A 17,689-nucleotide genomic window follows, 5' to 3' on the forward strand; every position below is an offset into this window, starting at 1 on the left:
AAGTATTATCCGCAAAGCCAGGCTCTGTGAATCTGCGATATACGGACGGTGACCCCGAAGCTCTGTATCTGGCAATACAGCTAGAACATATCTTGGTAAAATCACATTGGAAAATCGGCGTGGGGGCCGTCAAGCCTGCTAACGGAATTGTATTTGGAATTAATCTTCCTGAGGCAGATAATCCAGACCGACAGACTCTCGGAGAAGCACTATTAGCTGCAAAAATATCCTTCGGTTCGCAGCCGATGTTACCTATTGCTATAGGGTTTGGGATGTCCAACATTCCTGACGCCCCAATACTGATGATCGGCTCAAGGGCGCCTGTACTGCCATAACTTCCCACGAAAATAAGCAATAAAAGAGTAGCCCAGAATAGTCGATTCCGTTTATGGGTGTCAAGTGCGTTATAATCGCCATAATTTTGATGGCTTCTAGGCTGGAGATGAGGCCTCAACCGGCCCACTGACTCTGTCGGCAAGTGGCCCTAGAGCGTGTGTTCGAGTTGCTGGACCATGCCTCGAATCGTATCGAACCCTGATTGCCAGAAAGCCTCCGAAGTCATGTCGACTCCCACCTTGGCCAGGATAGTTTGCGGGGGTTCTGACCCACCGGTACTGAGGAGATCCAAATACTTGGGCACAAAGGACGCACCTTCCTCCTGATACATCCGATACAAGGCCAGGACGAGGAGATTCCCAAAACTGTACGCGTAGCAATAGAACGGGCTGGCGAATATGTGGGGGATGCTGAGCCATTCCCATCGAAACTCGTCGGGAACTTTGACGGCTTTCCCAAACTGTTGTCGCAGATCGGTCAAATAGGTCTGGGCCAAGTCCGTCACGGTCGAGCCTTGTGCAACCATCTCGTGCGCTCGATTCTCAAAGAGGACAAAATACGCTTGCCGGAGGACTGTCGCATAGATGTCATCCAATTGGTTTAGAAGGAGTCCCTGTCGCACGTTTGTGTTTGTTTCCTGTTGCATCAGCGAATCGGAGAGAATCCGCTCGCCAAAGACAGAGGCTGTTTCCGCCAAAGGCAGCGTAGAGTGGAACGTAAATACGGAATGGCGCTCCGCCAGCATGCCGTGCACAGCGTGACCAAGTTCATGGGCCATGGTTGCAATGTCACGGGCCTCACCAGTGAAATTCAAGAGGACGTAAGGAGTAAGAGCAGGCACGACGCTGTAGCAATAGGCTCCGCCAATCTTGCCTGATCTGGTCGGGGCGTCGAGATGTTGCTCATCAATGACACGGCGAGCGAGATCCGCGAACTTCGGCGAAAAGCCTCGATAGGCTTCGAGCACCATTCGGACGGCATCTTCGTAGCGATAGGTCTTTTGTTCTGTTCGATGAGGAGCATAGATGTGATACCGACTCATTGGCCGGATCTTGCAAAGGCGACCCTTGATGCGGAAGTATTCCTGAAAGATCTCACCGTTGCGGCGGCAGACGGCGAGCAGCGAATCCACGGCCTTGTCAGGGATATCATTGCCGAGATTGCGCGTGGCAATCGGTGTGGAGAATCGTCGAAGCTGGAGATTCTCCGACTTCCAGTCGTGTACAAGAGTTTTGTAAATCTCCCCCAGCAAATCATGCTGTCCAGCGAATACACGATAGAGCTCCCGATAGGCGGATTCGCGCAGGCGGGCGCTCGGATGGCGCAGATAGGCCGTTAGTTCCTCGCGCGTCAGCGCGAGCCGTTTGCCCTTCACTGTGAGGGTAAACGTCAAGCTGTTGGTCACGATGTCATACAGTTGATTGAGTGCACTACGGCCGGTGATGTTCTTGATATGAATGATCTTTTCTTCTGGTTCGCTCAGAGTGTGGGGCTGGTATCGGCGGATCGTTTCCAGGTGGTATCGGAGAGATCCCGTTCCTGCCATGAGCCGCCGTGCGTTATCCTGATCGACCCCTTGCCACCAGAGATCGAAGAACAAGAGACGATTACTAATGGCGGTCAGCCGTTCTTCCACTTTCGTTTTGAAGGAGCGGGCTTCGAGATTCTTGGTGTTCTCCGAGAACCAGAGATACGCATACGCTCCAAGGCGTGATGATGAATGTGCAATCTCCTGGCTGAGGTCGAGCAGCTGACGAAAATCTTCACGGGCCATCGTCGGGGCAAGTTTAGGACGCCAAGCCTCGAACCGTGAAACCTGGGCTTCAAGATCCGCGAGGTATGCGTCAAATTGACCAACAGGGTCTTTGACGAGATCTGCGAGGTTCCATCGGTCTGAACATGTCTGACCGGCCGCTTTGGATGACGTTCGACGCATGTGCTGGCGGCGAGACGAAGCAAGGGTCATGATGGTCATCTCCGTGAGGTGCTAATCCATTCTCTGTCATCATATCATTCCTGTTGGGTTGTACGAGCACAATTTCTCCGGCTGGTCGTGAGGGGAACTTCATCAAGGGTCTCGCAACAGGTATGATATCGAAGACGTTCGGACAAAATATGACTGGCCAGGAGCTCAATCGTGCAATTCAATATGTCACGGCGAGTACATCGTACAGTCGGGAGATTGTGGCAGAGATCCTGCGTACTGGGCTGGGCGAACTGACAGCGCTGGCAACTCAGAGCGCTCAGCGCTTTGAGCGCGAGCCCTTGCTGGAGTATGTGTCGCAGTGGACGATCAAACGCACCGGCCATCCAGAGCCGCTGGTTCGGGAAATCTTAGGCTGTGCCGGACGCTGGCTGGACGAGGTGTATGAAGAAATCTCGAAGCATCAGCCGGAATTGCTTCATGAGCCGTCGAAGGATGATGAAGGGGCCGAACCGGTGTGATCTATGGCAAGATGGCGACCACGGCGGACGGTGCGTGTAGTCTCTCGTTTCCACGAGTCGCAAGAAGGTCTTCGCGCATCGCTGCGGTCCGAAGAGCCGCAGCGGCTTTCCCGGCACGTCGAAGACAGCTATACCGCCCTTCGTCGACACTGTGTCGATCATTCCAGCCTTCTTTGTCTGGGGCGCCTCCTCAACCGATTAACCCATCACGATCCCGGTGTCCAAGAATCCGCATTAGCCGAACTCGAACTCGCCATACAACTGATTCGTGTGGGGACCAGGGTCAGGTTCCTGCCAGAATCCCAGGCGAGGACCGCCGATCTCGAATGTCATCTCGGCAGAGACTGCTTCTTTGTGGAAGTCACAGCCATGGTCGGCTCGGCAGAACGGCGACGGCTTCCCCTCCGTGGTCTGATGGATGAGGCGGAACAGGGGAAGGAGGAGGACCGCGGCGTGATTCTCGTCCATCGGATTCTCGCCAGGATTTCGCAGAAGGCCAAACAGTTCGCGGATTATTGCTACCCGGTGATTCTCAGCATCTCGATTCCGCGAGCAGATTTGAAAGGATTACGCCAGAGCAGGCGGGAGGAGATCAGGTTGGATCTCAAGAATCTTTCAGGGGCAGTTACGCTGCTGTTGCAGACGGTGCCGCATCTGAGCGCCGTGTTGATCGCCTTATGGGATGTCATGCCGCTGCCGGCACAGGCTGCAACCAGATTGGCCAATGTGGAGTTCGTAGAGCGGACGAAGTACCAGAAAGGATATCCACGAGTCCGCTTGCTGATTGAAAATCCCGGTGCCATGGCAGCGCTGACTGAACAACAGAGCGAAGCGTTCCGACAGCTTTTGTAATGCAATTCTCCGAACACAGACGTCCTCGTGAGGGAAACTGGAGAGGATGGTGTTTGACTAGGTCCGCAGGGAGCTGGCGAGTGCTTCGAGGTTCTTCGTCACCATGGCATCGCCGTTGTTGGTAGAGACGTTGATGCCGCTTGTGCACACCGCACGACATTCATCGATGCGTCCGAGTTTGTGAAGCGATTGGGCCAGTGCAAAATAGGCGGCAGAATAGCTGGGCTTGACCGTGACACATTGTTGGAGGGCCTTGGCGGCTTCGTCAAAATTCCCATCCTCCATATAGGCTTTCCCCAATCCGAACCAGGCCACATCGTCATTCGGATCGATTGCGAGAACTTTCTTTAATGGCTCGATTCGTGGATTGGGCATCGTTCCCCCTGGTGAACTCTGATCGACGGTACCACGCATCTCCGCTGATTGTCTATGCCGCTCATCGCGTGCTACGATTTCTTTTCGTTCCGGAGGACTGTTCTATGGGCAAGACTGGACTCGTTTACGATCCGCGCTACCTCGAGCACGATATGGGGATGGGACATCCTGAATCCCCAAATCGTCTTCGCTCGATCATGCAGCGGCTGGAGCAAAGCGGAACGCTCCAGCGGCTCATTCGGATTGAAGCTCGAAGAGCTGAAGACGAATGGATAACACAAATACATCAGCCGGGATACGTCGCGGCGCTGGCGAAACATGCACCGACACAAGGTCGCATCTCGCTCGATCCCGATACGTCCATGTCGCCGGGATCGTTGACCGCTGCTTATCTCGCAGCAGGTGGGACACTCGCCGCTGTCGATGCAATCATGAGTCGCCAGGTCGAGCATGTGTTCTGTGCGGTGCGTCCGCCCGGACATCACGCCGAAGCAGGTCGTGCGATGGGATTTTGCCTCTTCAACAATGTCGCGATCGCAGCCCGTTACGCGCAGAAGCGATACGCACTTCAAAGGGTTCTCATCGTTGATTGGGATGTGCATCACGGGAACGGCACGCAACATAGTTTTGAAGACGATCCCTCGATCCTGTTTTTTAGCACTCACCAATACCCCCACTATCCTGGGACGGGGCGTGGGACGGAGCGGGGCACCAGTGCTGGAGAGCAATTCACGATCAACGTGCCGATGGAGGCAGGTGAGGGAGATGAAGACTACCAGGCCGTTTTTAACAAAACGCTTGTTCCGGCAGCGGATAATTTCAAGCCGGACTTCGTGATGATTTCAGCCGGCTTTGATGCGCATAGAGACGATCCGCTTGCAAGTATGGGGTTGACGGAGGCCGGTTATGCAGATCTGACTGCGATCGTCGCCGGAATCGCCAAGCGATATGCTCACGGGAGAATTCTCTCGACGCTTGAGGGGGGATATAACCTGACGGCGCTGGCTGCCTCTGTCGACGCCCATCTCACAGCACTGTTGAACGCATGACCCGTGGACTCACAATCGGTCTTGGTGCGGCGCTTGCCGTCGGAGCGGTGTATGTCTATTACACCGAAATCAAGCCGGTTGTGATCTTCGGCTTGCGATCCGACTACGCCCATGCCATTCCTTTTCAAAAAATTCCTGCCGGACTCGACAGTCTCAAGGCCGAGTCCTGCGGCACCTGCCACCGCGAGATTTACGATGAGTGGAAGACGAGCATCCATGCGCACGCCTTCGCGGATCCGTTCTTTCAAGCATATTGGAAAAAAGACAAGAACATCTGGGTCTGTTTGAACTGCCATACACCGCTCGAGAACCAGCAGCCGACGCTCATCAAGGACATTCCTCGGGGGCGCGTCGAGAAGGCGATCGAGGAACCGAATCCCCGCTATGATCCGGAATACCAAAAGGAAGCCATCACCTGTGCCGCCTGCCATGTGCGTGACGGGATCATTTATGGGCCGTTCGAGGATTCAGCAGCCCCTCATCCGACAAAATTTGATCCCAACTTTCGTACGACGCAGATCTGCTATCGTTGTCACAACGTCGTATCCGGCCCGGCCCAGTTCTATAATGTGGCCCCCTGCGGCACCTATGCTGAATATGAAGGCAAGTTCTTCATGCGGGAGCGGGGTTTCATCTGCCAGAGCTGTCACATGCCGGAGATCGATCGACCGGTTGCTACAGATGGCCCGATTCGGCGTGGACGCCAGCATCTCTGGCGCGGAGGGCACGATCCGGACATGATCAAACGGGCCGTGGCGGTGCAGGTCAAGGCCGACCCACCGGATCCGAAGCCGGGCGAACAGGTGACCTTTACCCTGACGTTGATCAACGCCGGTGCCGGCCACAAGATTCCGACGGGGGACCCCGACAGGCATTTTACGATCGAGTTTCTGATCGAGGATCGCACGAAACAGGTGGTTCACCAGGAAAAGTCGACAATCGGACGATGGATTATGTGGCAACCGGTCGTTGCAGAGTTGTACGATAACCGGCTGCTGCCACTGGCCAGCCGCGAATACCGATTTGCCTATCGAATGCCGGCTGAATCTGAGGGCTTGGCCCTGAAGGCCCGCGTGCAGTACCATATCCTCACCGATGGGCAGCACGAGATGCTCCGTACGAAGTACGGATTGGCGGCCAATGATCCGTATCGATTCGAGATTTATGTCCGAGAGTTTCCGCTGGCCACGGATCTGGCGGACGTATTGAGCCGGGAGAGCAATCGACTGGCGACCGCCCTTGCTCAGCCGGAATCGGTGAGCTGTCGCGTGAAAGCTGATAGCTGATCAACAAAAGCTGATCGCAAGAAGGGGAGTACCATGACGCATCCGTTCTTGATCGATACTGAGACGCTCCAGAAAGGCTTGGGACAGCCGGGCCTCGTTGTCATCGACGTCCGCGGACGTGCGGCCTATGAATTCGGCGGTCACATTCCCGGTGCGATCAATTCCACCTGGCACGAGTACAGCGATCCCACTGCCGTCGCGAAGGGTGTGCTCGATCCCGATCTCGATCGCATGCGGCAGAAAATTCGTGCTCTGGGAATTAATGACGACAGTGAGATCGTGATTTACTCCAATCCCTTCGACAATTGGGGCGACGAAGGTCGCATGTTCTGGATGTTGGAGTATTTGGGACATCAGCACCTACGGATTCTCGACGGGGGATGGGTTAAGTGGGTGGAAGAGAGGCGCCCGTTTGAACATGGGCCTGTACGACCGAAACCGGGAAACTTTACGGTCAGGGTGAAGGCCGAAGTAATGGCCAACAAGGAAGAGGTGAAGCAGCTCGTTAAGCAGCCGAGGCCGGACACGGTGATCATCGATGCCCGTAGCCTCGAAGAATATCTTGGCAAGGAAATCTCGGGGATTCCACGTCCCGGGCATATCCCTTCGGCCATGCATATCGGATGGAACGGATTTTTGCAGCCTAACGCGACCGTCAAGGATGTCGAGGCGATCAAGGCCAGTCTGGACGAGAAAGGTCTTCACCCAGATCAAGCCGTGGTGTGCTATTGCACTGGCGGAGTTCGCTCGGCCTGGCTCTATTTTGTGCTAAAGCTTGCCGGTTATCGGAAGGTACGTAACTATCCCGGCTCGTGGTGGGAATGGAGCCGGGACTTTGCCTGTCCGGTGGAAAAGGATTTTAAAGGCTTGCAGAAGGTACTGGGTCTTGTCGATGAGGCAGCCCGGCCTTCTTGACAGGCAAAAAATGCCTGTGTAAGGTGAATCAAGTTCTCGGGACTTTTCGTTATCATCGTCCATTTCACCCTGCCAATCTCAACCACGGAGGAGGGACTCATGAGAATTCAACGCGGAGCACTTGTTGTCGCGGCGGTCGCAGCACTGGTCGGCGTACCGCTACTCGGTGGGCTGGCCTTGGCCGACAATAAGCATGTGAGCGAAGCGCTCGAACATGCGAAGGAAGCCGTGTCTCATGGGAAACAAGGCCATGCCGATGCCCTCGTAAAACATGCGGAGGGGGCGCTTAAGCATGCAGAGGCGGCCCAGAAGGATGTGAAGAATCCGCACTTGGACGAAGGTGTCAAAGAACTCCAGGCAGCCGTCGAGCATGGGAAGGCCGGTCATGCGGATGTGGCGACCAAACATGCTGAGGGAGCCGTCACGCATCTGTCCGAAGTGAAGTAACTAATCAGACCAGAAGCGAGTTCAACGGGCAGGGGAGTTCCCCCTGCCCGTTGTTGTCTGAAGAGGTTCCAAACGTGCGAGTCGGGTACTATCAAAATAATCCGCGGTTCGGGGAAGTCGCCCAGAACCTCGATCAGATCGAGGCGAAGCTCGAACAGGCTGAAGCAGACCTGCTCGTCCTGCCCGAGTTCTGTGTGTCCGGCTACCAGTTTGCCTCCCGCGAGGAGGTGCGACAACTCTCGGAACCGGTCCCCCATGGCCCGACGACTAGGCGCCTGCTCGACATCGCAAAGAAGCGTCGCATGGTGATTGTCGCAGGACTTCCAGAGCAGGCAGGAGCAGCCTCGTATAACTCGGCGGTCGTCGTCAGTCCGTCTGGCTTCCTCGGCTGTTATCGCAAAACTCACCTCTTTTTCGAAGAGACGTTGTTTTTTACCCCGGGTGATACGGGATTCCAGGTATGGGACATCGGGCCGGCCAAGATTGGGGTCATGGTGTGTTTCGATTGGTACTACCCCGAATCGGCACGGACACTTGCGCTGAAGGGAGCCGAGATTCTCTGTCATCCGTCGAATTTGGTCCTACCGAATTGCCCGGACTCCATGCCGGTTCGATGTCTGGAGAATCGTGTGTTCGCCGTGACCTGTAATCGGATCGGGACTGAAGCGCGCGGAGGTAAAGATCCATTGGTCTATATCGGCAACAGCGAAGTCGTCACTCCTCGGGGCACGATTTTGCATCGTGCCCCACGAGATCAGGAAGAACTCTGCATCGTCGAGATCGACCCAGCGGACGCGCGAAATAAATCCGTCACCCGGTACAATGATCTCTTGCGCGACCGACGTGAATCCCTCTACAAGTGAGGCGACAGGGTTTCTGCCTACGGCTTGCACGCAGGTCGGCGCCGCGGTAGGATCACAATCATGAAGAGCCTCCCTCTCGGAAAGGGAATTTTTTTGGTCGCCGCTCCGTCCTTGCGGGATCCGAATTTTCGGCAATCAGTGGTCCTGCTCTGTGAACACGGGGCGGAGGGTGCGCTGGGCGTGATCGTCAATCGGCCGACGGCCATGTCGGTGTCCGAAGCGCTACCTCAGGTGCCGGTGCTCGAAAGTCAGCGGCACGTCCTTTTTCAAGGCGGGCCGGTCCAGACGAATCAGGTGATGATGCTCTATCGACTCGAGCAGTTGCCGGATAATTCCCATCACGTTTTTGATGGGGTCTGCCTCGGCGGCGACATGGCACTGGTCGATCAGATCCTGACTGGCAATCCGGGTAAGGATGCATTCCGCGCATATCTTGGCTATTCCGGCTGGGGCCCTGGACAACTGGAAGCCGAAATGAAAACCGGATCCTGGATTACGATTCCGGCGGATCCCAGCCTGGTGTTTGACAAAGATCCTGCTCGGATCTGGCCGGATATCTTCAAGTCGCTCGGTGAAGGCTATCGCCACTATGCCGATATGCCGTTCGATCCATCGCTAAATTAGCCAGCGTTCTTCAGCAACCCTTCTGCCTTTTCCTCTCACATGTCGCGCACCTTTTTGAAACAGCTCCATTGAAGCTCTGTTCATCCGGTGTTAGGCTCTCACTCCATGCGATGCCTTCGTCAGGGCCGATTGAGCGTCGGTTTCATGATCGACATGACGGGATTGCTATTGACTGTATACCTGTCGAGCGGCTGCGGTGTCGCCTATACCGTCATCAAGTCTGAGGCAAAAATGGATCGCTTGACAGTGCCGATGACGAAAGCTCAAGTCGTCGAAGAAATCGGCTGGCCGGATCGAGTCCTGCGCGACGATGGGCGGATGTTGGTATGGGAATATTCGCTGACGGCTCGGAACCAGTGGCTCTATGAACTGGGTCTCTGTCCTTTTTCGATCCTGATTGGCGGGTGTCTGATCTATCCCTTTACCAACATTGCCATGGAAGATGAGCGCGAATATCCACACCATGTCGTGCTCGTGGACGACGAACTCTGTGCCTGGGGTCCGCCAGCCGCTATCCTCCAGCGACGTCGGGCCTGTGAAACGGTGGGGATTCCGCATGCACGAAACGGCGGAACACCGGGACGGCCCGAGCCGGTCGTGACGGGCCTTGGTCCTATCAATCGGGAAACCATCGATCACTATCGCACCATGGCCGTCATGCTCTTCGAGGACGCCGCCGGTGCGCCGGGGTCCGGGTCGCGCGTGGCGGGAATCATCACGACACTGCTGCTCGACCTCGACATCAACGCGGTTGAACGGGCCAAACTGGATGAGGTGCTCAAGGAACAGGTCATCCAGTTAACCCATACCGATGATGCCAACGTGCTCAAGGTCGGCAAGCTGGTCGGCGCGCAGGCTATTCTTGTCGGCGGGGTCCAGCAGTGGGAACGCCATGAGGAGGCCGTCACCAGTAGTGTGTCCCTCTCGCTCCGCATGATCGATGTGGAAACCGGGCAGCTGCTTTTCAGTGGCGAAGGTCACTTGACCGATCCGACAAGCGACGATCCGGAAGGATCAGCGAGATTAATCGCCCATCGAATTCTGGCCCGATTCGGCTCACAGACCGGTCTCTTGGGATCGGGTCGTATCGGGGTGAATTGGGAGCTGCAAGAATCGGCCGGTAGACGGTTTTATCTGGTGCGTGAACTGAGGAGCGGTCTGCCGGCTGAAAAGGCTGGTCTCAAGGTCGGCGATCGTGTGGTGGCCTGCAATGGCTCGTCGCTTGCGACGGTGAAAAAGGAACGAGATGCCAAGCGGCTTTGCCAGGTCGAGGCGGGGCAAACCCTCCACCTCGAGGTACAGCGTGCCGATCAACCGATTGAAGTCGTAGTAACTGCTGAAAGACGCCCGGGACTATAGCGAAGCGATGTGTACATAGGAGCAGGAGAGAAGCATGGATCATTCAAAGACGCCACAGTCCGGAACGGATGCGTTGCTAAAGAAAATACATGAGCGGCCGCAAATGCCGCTGGCGGAATGGCTCCGCGCACCGGCCCATGCCCATTATATGGCCTTCCGCATGTCTGACCCGCCTGCCCAACGTGCGGCCAGCCGGGCGGAATTTCAATCGCTGCTCGGAGCCTTCAAGATCGCCGAAGAAACCACGGTCATCCGGGAGACATTTGGCTACGGTATCAAGGAAGCGGAGACCGGCGACCGATTGATCGTGGTCTGGCAGGCGCACACCGAATACTACAACTACCAGCTGTGGCATCTGCCGCCTGAAGGAAAACCAGAGGTTTCGTTCGGGCCGCTGACGTTTCCCAACTACACGTTTCCCATCACACCGCTCGGCACAGAAGTCTGTCGCCTAGATATCCTGCTCACGGCGGATTCGACGCCTTCGCGCGAACGGATGCGGGTGTTGTTGCCTGGGCCGGTTCTCTATGGGAGCAGGATTTTTGACGGGGAGACAAGCCTCGTCACCAGCTTTACACCTGATGAACAAGGACGGGAGCGCTATTGGGTCGGCCTCGGATCGCCACAGGCGCAGGCTTCACGACTGAAAGACATCGTCGATGCTATCGTGAGAATTGAAACCTACTACCATCTGCTCTTGATGCAAAAGCCGCTGTTCTCCTCAGCCATCGACCAGGTCTACAAATTCGAGCAAGTTCATTTGAAACAACGGGAGATCATTACGGGCCACATCGCGCACGCGAATTCAGAGACACTTCAACGATGGCTCAACAGTCTCACGCAAGACCTGCTGAAAACGAACCGCATTGCCGGGAGGCTGCACTTCGAACTGTCTGCCTCGTTGCCTTATGACAAGATCGTTCATACCACGATTGCGTCGTTGTCAGAACGGCCGATGGAGGTTTACCGACCTGTGTCCGACTATGTCCTCAGCGGGATCACAGGAGTGGCCGAAGGCTATCAGCAGCTCCTCAAGCGCATCGAGACATTGCGAGGCGGGTTTGAAGGGATCATCTCAATCATCCGTGCCCGCGTCGATCTGATCTTGGAAGGCCAGAACCTCACGCTGTTGCAAAGCGTCGACAAAACGACGAAGAGCCAGGCCATCCTGCAACATACGGTCGAAGGACTGTCGGTCATCGTGATTGCCTATTATCTGGCCGGGCTCGCCGGAGTGATCTTCAAGGGATTCTACGATATGGGATGGCTCAAGAACGCCAATATCGCATCAGCAATCTTTGTTCCGATCGCGATTGGCCTTGCCTTCGTCATCACGACGGTCAGTAAGAAGTATCTACACAAGAAACTGTCGAGAGAACATTCGCCAGAGAAAATCGATAGGCCACAGCCCTGACTCCTTGGAAACAGGGAGGATCGTACGGAATTGAGCAACCTGACACCATAGTCTCCACTGTAGCAAACGGTGTTGATGTATTTCCGGAGGGTCGATGAGATTAGAGGGAACAGCGAAGACGGATTGATCTAGCTCCTAAGAATATGTGTATCTGACAGAAACTTGCCGGTGTGAGAGGTGGCAATCTTTGCCACCTGTTCCGGTCGTCCCTCCGCGACAATCTCTCCGCCTGCCGCACCGCCTTCCGGGCCGAGATCGATAATCCAATCCGCTGATTTGATCACGTCCAAATTATGTTCCACCACGACGAGAGTATTCCCCGCGTTGACGAGCTTGTGCAGGACGGACAAGAGCTTCTTGATGTCTTCAAAGTGCAAACCGGTCGTCGGCTCGTCCATGATGTACAGCACATCCTTGGCGGCGGAATCCTTCAGCTCCGCCGCAATCTTCAGGCGCTGCGCTTCTCCGCCGGATAGCGTGGTGGCGGATTGGCCCAATCTCACATAGCCGAGCCCGATTGAAGAAAGGAGATGGAGTTTCGCGGAGAGTCTTGGCGCGTTCAAGAAGAAGGCCAGGGCCTCGTCGACCGTCAGGTCGAGGACATCGGCGATGGTTTTCCCGCGATGTCGGATGGCGAGGACTTGCGGTTTGAACCGTTTTCCCTCGCAGGTCTCGCACGGGACATAGATGTCCTCGAAAAAGTACATCTCCAATTTTTCAACCCCGCTGCCCTCGCAGCGTTCGCACCGGCCCTCCGAGGCATTGAACGAGAAATGGGTGGGCGTGAGTCCCTGACGAAATGCGTCCCGTTCTGAAGCGAAGATGGAGCGAATCTCGTCGAACGCTTTGAGATAGGTGATGGGATTCGACCTGGGCGTTCGCCCGATCGGTTGCTGATCGATCAGTCGGACTCCTTTGAGATGTTCCAATCCTCTGATGGCCTTGAAGCGTCCCATAGGCAGCGACCCTACACGAAAGGCACGAGCGACGGCACAGTAGAGCGTGTCTTCCACCAGCGTACTCTTCCCGGATCCGGAGACACCGGTCACGCAGACCAACATGCCGAGCGGAATGCGCACGACCAGATCCCTCAGGTTGTGTTCGCTGGCTCCGGCCAACACGAGCACCTTGCCAGTTCCTGAGCGGCGCGATTTCGGCAATGAAATGGAAGCTTCGCCGCGAAGGTAGCGGGCGGTGAGGGACCGGCGATCTGACAGAAATTCTTTTGTTGGAGCTGCACAGACGACTTCACCTCCCTTTTCTCCGGAACCGGGTCCCAATTCCACGATGTAATCGGCCGACTCGATTATGTGGCGGTCGTGCTCAACGACAACGACCGTGTTGCCTGCCACAGCCAGGTCATTGAGAATGCCGGCCAACAAGTCTGTATCTCGCGCATGAAGTCCGATCGTGGGCTCGTCGAGCACGTAGAGCGTCCCGACCAAGCCGGAGCCGAGCTGATTGGCGAGGGATACTCGTTGAGCTTCACCGCCGGACAGGGTTTTTGTCTGGCGCGTGAGCGTCAGATAGCCTAACCCGACTCGCCGGAGAAACCTCAGCTTGGCATTGAGCTGGCGCAGAATGTCCTGCGCGATAGTCTGTTCGAAGGGCCTCAACGTCAGCGACTCGATCCAGCTTGCGACCGCGTCGATGGTGAGTTCGGAAATATCATGAATGTCACGGCCTGCAATCTTGACGTACCGTGCGTCAGGTTTCAGCCGGCTGCCTCGACAGATCGGACAGGTGTAGGGTGTGCGATAACGACTCAGCAGCACACGGACGTGAAGTTTGTAGCGTTTCCCCTCCATGTATTCGAAGAAATCATGGATCCCTTCAAACGAGTCGTCACCGTCCCAGAGCTTCTGTTGAACGGCGTGAGGCAGCTCCTTGAAGGGAATCGTAGTATCGATCCCCTGACGTTTCACGGCCAGGAGCATTTGCTTCTGCCACCAATCCGTTCCCGCCTTGCTCCAGGGTTCAATCGCCCCTTGAGCGAGAGACTTGGCGTGATCCGGTATAACAAGGGCATGATCGTAGCGGAGGATGTTGCCGAAGCCTTTGCATTCGGGGCAGGCGCCGAGCGGATGGTTGAATGAGAACAGGATGGGCCTGAGGGGTTCGAAGGTTCGCCCACACCGCTGGCAGCGAAACCGAGTGCTGTAGACAACTGTGCGTTGTCCGATCACATCGACGAAACATTGGCCTTCGCCTTCCTGAAACGCGGTTTCGATGGCTTCGACCAATCGAGAACGGTTGTCGGACCGAATGAACAGACGATCGAGCACGACCTGCATGGGCTGGTTTTTCCCAAACGAGTGAGCCCCGGCTTCGTGAAGATCGAGCACCTCCTCTGCGACCTTGATACGTGAGTATCCTCTGGTCAAGAGCGATTGCACGAACGGGTGTTCTTGTTTGTGGGCCGGCGGGGCGATGGGGAACAGGACCATGGCGCGTGCTCCTGAATATCGATCGAGTACGTCCTGTGCAGCCGTATCGGGCTGGAAGCTGCAGGCCTCTTCGTGGCAGTCGGGGCACGTCGGTCGTCCAATCTTCGAAAAGAGCAGGCGCAGGAGATCGGAGATTTCCGTGGCCGTTCCAACTGTGGAACGGGCTGTCCGGACTTGGTTCTTTTGCTCGATGGCGATGGCGGGACGAATGTTGAGAACTTTGTCTACGTCGGGCCTCGCTACCTTGTCCAGAAACATGCGAGCATAGGTCGAAAGGGATTCGACGTAGCGCCACTGGCCTTCCGCGAACAGCGTATCGAAGGCCAGGGAGGATTTGCCGGAGCCGGATACACCGGTAATGGCCGTCACCTGATTATGGGGAATGCGGAGCGAGATGTTCTTCAGGTTGTTTTGTCTGGCGCCCTCGATCAACAGGTCTCGATCCTGATCGGGGGAGAGAGGGATTGATCCCATGTGGAAGAGCCCCCATATTTAAACGTGTCATGGTAGCAAGGCTGCCGCCATGCTTCAATGGGACGCCGGGGGCCGGATTTGTAGATTCGCTTGGGAATTCTTGTCGGGAATGAGACGATGAGACGATCTGAGTTTTGCCGATGCCGAAAGAACCGTCTTCCATTCCATGGGTCAATCACGTAACCTGATTTGCGCGGAAGGGGATCACCCGCTCCATGACACAGTCCTCTGTGCCAACCGATTACCTTGAGCTTGGACGTCAACTCGCGCAGTTGCTCGGGTCGAGTCTCCAAGGCGACTCCGGCGAGGCGTTGAAAGAATTAGCTCGCGCCTTTGACCCTTCGGCGAACGAGTCACGGATCAGCGCGGAGGTGTTCCTGTTTCACAAGTATCTCGTCGTACAAACCTGTGTGGGGGTTTTTCCTGAGGCATACGTCGGACATGTGATCGGCGGACTCTTTGCGGCACTCAATGAGAAGGCTCTGGGACTCGATCTCAACCAGGACCGGCAGGATGCGATGGAGCAGATGTGGCGAATGCGCGCCAAGCAATTCGATGAGCCCTTTGCGCGAGATCGGGAGCACTTTCTGGATGAAGGGAGCGACCCGACTTACTGGAAACAGAGCATTATGCAGTTCTGCCAGAATGTTCGTGCAACCGACAATCCTCCCGATATCTGGGCCGGCGGCGAAGGACCTTCTCACCATGCCAGCCGGTGCGTCATGCACACCGTTGATACGCTCGTGACGGCGATGACGCAAATGAAGCGCGTGCACTTCGGCGACGAAAGCTAAGGCCCCCACCTCCGGCTCTACCATTACTCCGCTGACAAGCTACTCCGCGACGACGCACACGAAAGTCGTTGAGACGGGACATCGCGCGGTTAGTTATAGGCGAAGGGAGAGAGGGGAGGGAGAGGCTTTCCGTCAGGCTGAGGGAAATGAACGGACAGATAGTCTCTGAGCCTCGTTGCGGCGTCTGGGCGGAGGCTGAGCAATTCCACACCGAACTCGGTGCTGTCTGTCCATCGAACAATGGCTTGATGAATGTCCAAGGGAGCCGGTTGATCTTGCAAATAGAGTCTCAGCGAAAGCACGGTTCCTCGTGGGAGCGGCTGTTCACTCTTGATCCGCCACCCCTCTCGCGAGAGGTTGATAAGGGCACCTTTCCCTGCCCCCTGAGGGGTCAAATATTCCAGCTCGCAATGGAGGTAGTGTCGAGGGGCGCGGCGTGGCGAATGCCACGATCCTGGGGAAGGTTTGCCGGCTGTCTCCTCTTGATTCGATGGTGCTGAGGGTTGTGATCGAGTGGGCCGAGGGATCCGAACACGCCAGAACTCAGAGGAAATCCAGGCGGCCGTGCTGATCGCCAGTCCGATGATCAGCACAAATTCGACAAGGCTTAGCATGCACGACCTCCTCGTCTAACGGCCTTCTCGCCTGCTCACGGAGTAACCATAACCAGGGGCCAGATTGTTGGTCAGTCCCCAAATTGGGTACATCCAAGGTAGGGGAAAGTGCGAATCGTCGCTCCAGCAGAGTGGTCTGCACGTGTCGGAGGGTTGAGGGGATTACCCTGCTGTGGTAGGGGACTTCAGCGGAGTGCGACTTTCAGGACTCCCACACGTCCGATATAGAGTGCCAAGGACAGACCCATCGTCGGCCAAAGTCCGATGCGCGGCACTCCAAGGATCATGGCGGTGACATTGACGAGCCAGGGTCGGGCGAACCAGAGAAGGTTTTTCGCATAGCTCAGGAGATGATCGGAGCCGCCGGGCTCCCTTCACTCTTCTCGGAAAGCCTCCATGGCCTCCCGTTCGATCGCGTCACCCTGTCCCGTATACCGTGACGAGAAGTGGAACACGATGAGGTCGCGCACAGCGGCCTTCCGTGCCAGCCATCCGGCCTGTCTGGCCGTCAGGTGATACCGGTCGAACGCCTTCTCACGGTCTGCGTCCAAGTAGGGTGATTCGCAGTAGAACATATCGGCTCCGTGCGCGAGGTCGGCGATCTTCGCTTCATTTTCTTCATCAAATCGAGCGTCGACGACGTAGGCGACCTTTTGGCCTCGCGAGATTGTGAGGAACCTTTCCTTGATCTCACCGAGGACAAACTCGCGCTCCTCCGGGCGATGTTCAAAGTAGAGGATGACGGGAAACCGAAACGTGTCCGGCTGGCCTTGCCAAAGATACTGTTTCACATCCTTGAGCCACGATCCGACCGGTAAACCCGCCTCATGCAGTTTCTGCTTGTTCACGTTGATATGGAAGGGCTCCTCCAGCGAATAGGCGAACGACGGAATACGGTGGTTCAACGCCACCGCTTTCACGGTGAGTCGGGGTTCCTCCAGAATGGTGAAGGGATTGTTGCCTTGTTGTGCGGGGAAGGGTTCGCGTTCGATTTCGTGCAACATGAATCCATCCGTTGCCCGAAACGTTGCGCGGTGAATGTCACCCGGATGAAACTCCTTGACCTCGATCGTCAGTGGATAGCCGTCCACGAGATTCCAGGTATAGCCGTTGAGTTTTCCCTTGACGTTGGCAATCAGGCTCGGAGGTCCGTACAAGCGGACAGTCTTCCCTCTGCCGAGAGCAACTCGGAGGACGGCGTCGAACCCGATGAAATGGTCCATATGGGTATGGGAGATGAAGATATCGTTGGCGCGAAGCAACCGTGTCGGTCCCAGTGCGCTGTTCTCACCGAGATCGAAGAGCAGGGCGCGTTTCGACCATCGGACTTCGATGTAGACTCCGGGATCCCCGAAGACGTCATTCACAAGGTAACTTGAGAAGGATGGATTCATC

At 56.1% G+C, this 17,689-nt stretch carries 17 protein-coding genes; 12 read left to right on the forward strand and 5 right to left on the reverse strand.

Going from position 1 to position 17,689, the window contains the following annotated elements:
* On the forward strand, window positions 1–335 hold a 335-nt coding region (locus tag VEI50_06115), incomplete at its 5' end, for a hypothetical protein (protein ID HXX74683.1).
* A gap of 149 nt (window positions 336–484) precedes the next feature.
* Here the strand turns inward: VEI50_06115 and VEI50_06120 are convergent.
* Window positions 485–2,311: a M3 family oligoendopeptidase gene (locus tag VEI50_06120; protein ID HXX74684.1), complete on the reverse strand. Its 1,827-nt coding sequence runs from the start codon at window positions 2,309–2,311 to the stop codon at window positions 485–487.
* A gap of 113 nt (window positions 2,312–2,424) precedes the next feature.
* Here VEI50_06120 and VEI50_06125 point away from each other — a divergent pair, with 113 nt between their 5' ends.
* Window positions 2,425–2,781: a hypothetical protein gene (locus tag VEI50_06125; protein HXX74685.1), complete on the forward strand. Its 357-nt coding sequence runs from the start codon at window positions 2,425–2,427 to the stop codon at window positions 2,779–2,781.
* A gap of 3 nt (window positions 2,782–2,784) precedes the next feature.
* On the forward strand, window positions 2,785–3,633 hold the full coding sequence (locus VEI50_06130) for a hypothetical protein (GenBank protein HXX74686.1): 849 nt from the start codon (window positions 2,785–2,787) through the stop codon (window positions 3,631–3,633).
* A gap of 57 nt (window positions 3,634–3,690) precedes the next feature.
* Here the strand turns inward: VEI50_06130 and VEI50_06135 are convergent, their stop codons facing one another.
* On the reverse strand, window positions 3,691–4,008 hold the full coding sequence (locus VEI50_06135) for a tetratricopeptide repeat protein (protein HXX74687.1): 318 nt from the start codon (window positions 4,006–4,008) through the stop codon (window positions 3,691–3,693).
* Between the two features lie 11 nt (window positions 4,009–4,019).
* Between VEI50_06135 and VEI50_06140 the strand changes: the two genes are divergently transcribed.
* The 8 genes from VEI50_06140 to VEI50_06175 all read left to right on the forward strand — a co-directional run bounded on the left by VEI50_06140 (window position 4,020) and on the right by VEI50_06175 (window position 11,965).
* The gene (locus tag VEI50_06140) at window positions 4,020–5,057 is read left to right on the forward strand and encodes a histone deacetylase (GenBank protein ID HXX74688.1); all 1,038 of its coding nucleotides are present in this window, start codon (window positions 4,020–4,022) and stop codon (window positions 5,055–5,057) included.
* On the forward strand, window positions 5,054–6,343 hold the full coding sequence (locus VEI50_06145) for a multiheme c-type cytochrome (protein HXX74689.1): 1,290 nt from the start codon (window positions 5,054–5,056) through the stop codon (window positions 6,341–6,343). Before VEI50_06140 ends, VEI50_06145 begins: the two co-directional genes overlap by 4 nt.
* A gap of 33 nt (window positions 6,344–6,376) precedes the next feature.
* Window positions 6,377–7,258: a sulfurtransferase gene (locus VEI50_06150; GenBank protein HXX74690.1), complete on the forward strand. Its 882-nt coding sequence runs from the start codon at window positions 6,377–6,379 to the stop codon at window positions 7,256–7,258.
* A gap of 99 nt (window positions 7,259–7,357) precedes the next feature.
* Window positions 7,358–7,705, forward strand: coding sequence for a small metal-binding protein SmbP (gene smbP / locus VEI50_06155; protein HXX74691.1), 348 nt, complete (start codon window positions 7,358–7,360; stop codon window positions 7,703–7,705).
* A gap of 74 nt (window positions 7,706–7,779) precedes the next feature.
* On the forward strand, window positions 7,780–8,568 hold the full coding sequence (locus VEI50_06160; GenBank protein HXX74692.1) for a nitrilase-related carbon-nitrogen hydrolase: 789 nt from the start codon (window positions 7,780–7,782) through the stop codon (window positions 8,566–8,568).
* Window positions 8,569–8,628: 60 nt separating this feature from the next.
* Window positions 8,629–9,192 carry a YqgE/AlgH family protein gene (locus VEI50_06165; protein ID HXX74693.1) on the forward strand — a complete coding sequence of 188 codons (564 nt, stop codon included), beginning with the start codon at window positions 8,629–8,631 and terminating at the stop codon, window positions 9,190–9,192.
* Window positions 9,193–9,297: 105 nt separating this feature from the next.
* Window positions 9,298–10,551 carry a CsgG/HfaB family protein gene (locus tag VEI50_06170; protein ID HXX74694.1) on the forward strand — a complete coding sequence of 418 codons (1,254 nt, stop codon included), beginning with the start codon at window positions 9,298–9,300 and terminating at the stop codon, window positions 10,549–10,551.
* A 34-nt stretch (window positions 10,552–10,585) separates the two neighbouring features.
* Window positions 10,586–11,965: a DUF3422 family protein gene (locus VEI50_06175; GenBank protein ID HXX74695.1), complete on the forward strand. Its 1,380-nt coding sequence runs from the start codon at window positions 10,586–10,588 to the stop codon at window positions 11,963–11,965.
* 128 nt (window positions 11,966–12,093) lie between these two features.
* On the opposite strand, the gene uvrA is transcribed toward VEI50_06175, so the two are convergent.
* On the reverse strand, window positions 12,094–14,886 hold the full coding sequence (gene uvrA / locus VEI50_06180) for an excinuclease ABC subunit UvrA (protein ID HXX74696.1): 2,793 nt from the start codon (window positions 14,884–14,886) through the stop codon (window positions 12,094–12,096).
* A 215-nt stretch (window positions 14,887–15,101) separates the two neighbouring features.
* On the opposite strand from uvrA, the gene VEI50_06185 reads away from it, so the two are divergent.
* Entirely contained in the window at window positions 15,102–15,680 is a 579-nt protein-coding gene (locus VEI50_06185) for a hypothetical protein (protein ID HXX74697.1), read from the forward strand.
* 89 nt (window positions 15,681–15,769) lie between these two features.
* Here VEI50_06185 and VEI50_06190 read toward each other — a convergent pair whose 3' ends face one another.
* On the reverse strand, window positions 15,770–16,294 hold the full coding sequence (locus tag VEI50_06190) for a PilZ domain-containing protein (GenBank protein ID HXX74698.1): 525 nt from the start codon (window positions 16,292–16,294) through the stop codon (window positions 15,770–15,772).
* Window positions 16,295–16,668: 374 nt separating this feature from the next.
* On the reverse strand, window positions 16,669–17,688 hold the full coding sequence (locus tag VEI50_06195) for a hypothetical protein (protein ID HXX74699.1): 1,020 nt from the start codon (window positions 17,686–17,688) through the stop codon (window positions 16,669–16,671).
* Window position 17,689 lies beyond the last annotated feature (1 nt).

It is taken from the genome of Nitrospiraceae bacterium (assembly GCA_035623075.1).
Lineage (GTDB): Bacteria > Nitrospirota > Nitrospiria > Nitrospirales > Nitrospiraceae > DASPUC01.

Coding starts and splice junctions, on each gene's coding strand:
- uvrA (HXX74696.1), bottom strand. CDS start 14,886: ATGGGATCAATCCCTCTCTCCCCCGATCAGGATCGAGACCTGTTGATC.
- VEI50_06185 (HXX74697.1), top strand. CDS start 15,102: ATGACACAGTCCTCTGTGCCAACCGATTACCTTGAGCTTGGACGTCAA.
- VEI50_06175 (HXX74695.1), top strand. CDS start 10,586: ATGGATCATTCAAAGACGCCACAGTCCGGAACGGATGCGTTGCTAAAG.
- VEI50_06150 (HXX74690.1), top strand. CDS start 6,377: ATGACGCATCCGTTCTTGATCGATACTGAGACGCTCCAGAAAGGCTTG.
- VEI50_06190 (HXX74698.1), bottom strand. CDS start 16,294: ATGCTAAGCCTTGTCGAATTTGTGCTGATCATCGGACTGGCGATCAGC.
- VEI50_06135 (HXX74687.1), bottom strand. CDS start 4,008: ATGCCCAATCCACGAATCGAGCCATTAAAGAAAGTTCTCGCAATCGAT.
- VEI50_06145 (HXX74689.1), top strand. CDS start 5,054: ATGACCCGTGGACTCACAATCGGTCTTGGTGCGGCGCTTGCCGTCGGA.
- VEI50_06170 (HXX74694.1), top strand. CDS start 9,298: ATGCGATGCCTTCGTCAGGGCCGATTGAGCGTCGGTTTCATGATCGAC.
- smbP (HXX74691.1), top strand. CDS start 7,358: ATGAGAATTCAACGCGGAGCACTTGTTGTCGCGGCGGTCGCAGCACTG.
- VEI50_06195 (HXX74699.1), bottom strand. CDS start 17,688: ATGAATCCATCCTTCTCAAGTTACCTTGTGAATGACGTCTTCGGGGAT.
- VEI50_06130 (HXX74686.1), top strand. CDS start 2,785: ATGGCAAGATGGCGACCACGGCGGACGGTGCGTGTAGTCTCTCGTTTC.
- VEI50_06120 (HXX74684.1), bottom strand. CDS start 2,311: ATGACCATCATGACCCTTGCTTCGTCTCGCCGCCAGCACATGCGTCGA.
- VEI50_06165 (HXX74693.1), top strand. CDS start 8,629: ATGAAGAGCCTCCCTCTCGGAAAGGGAATTTTTTTGGTCGCCGCTCCG.
- VEI50_06125 (HXX74685.1), top strand. CDS start 2,425: ATGATATCGAAGACGTTCGGACAAAATATGACTGGCCAGGAGCTCAAT.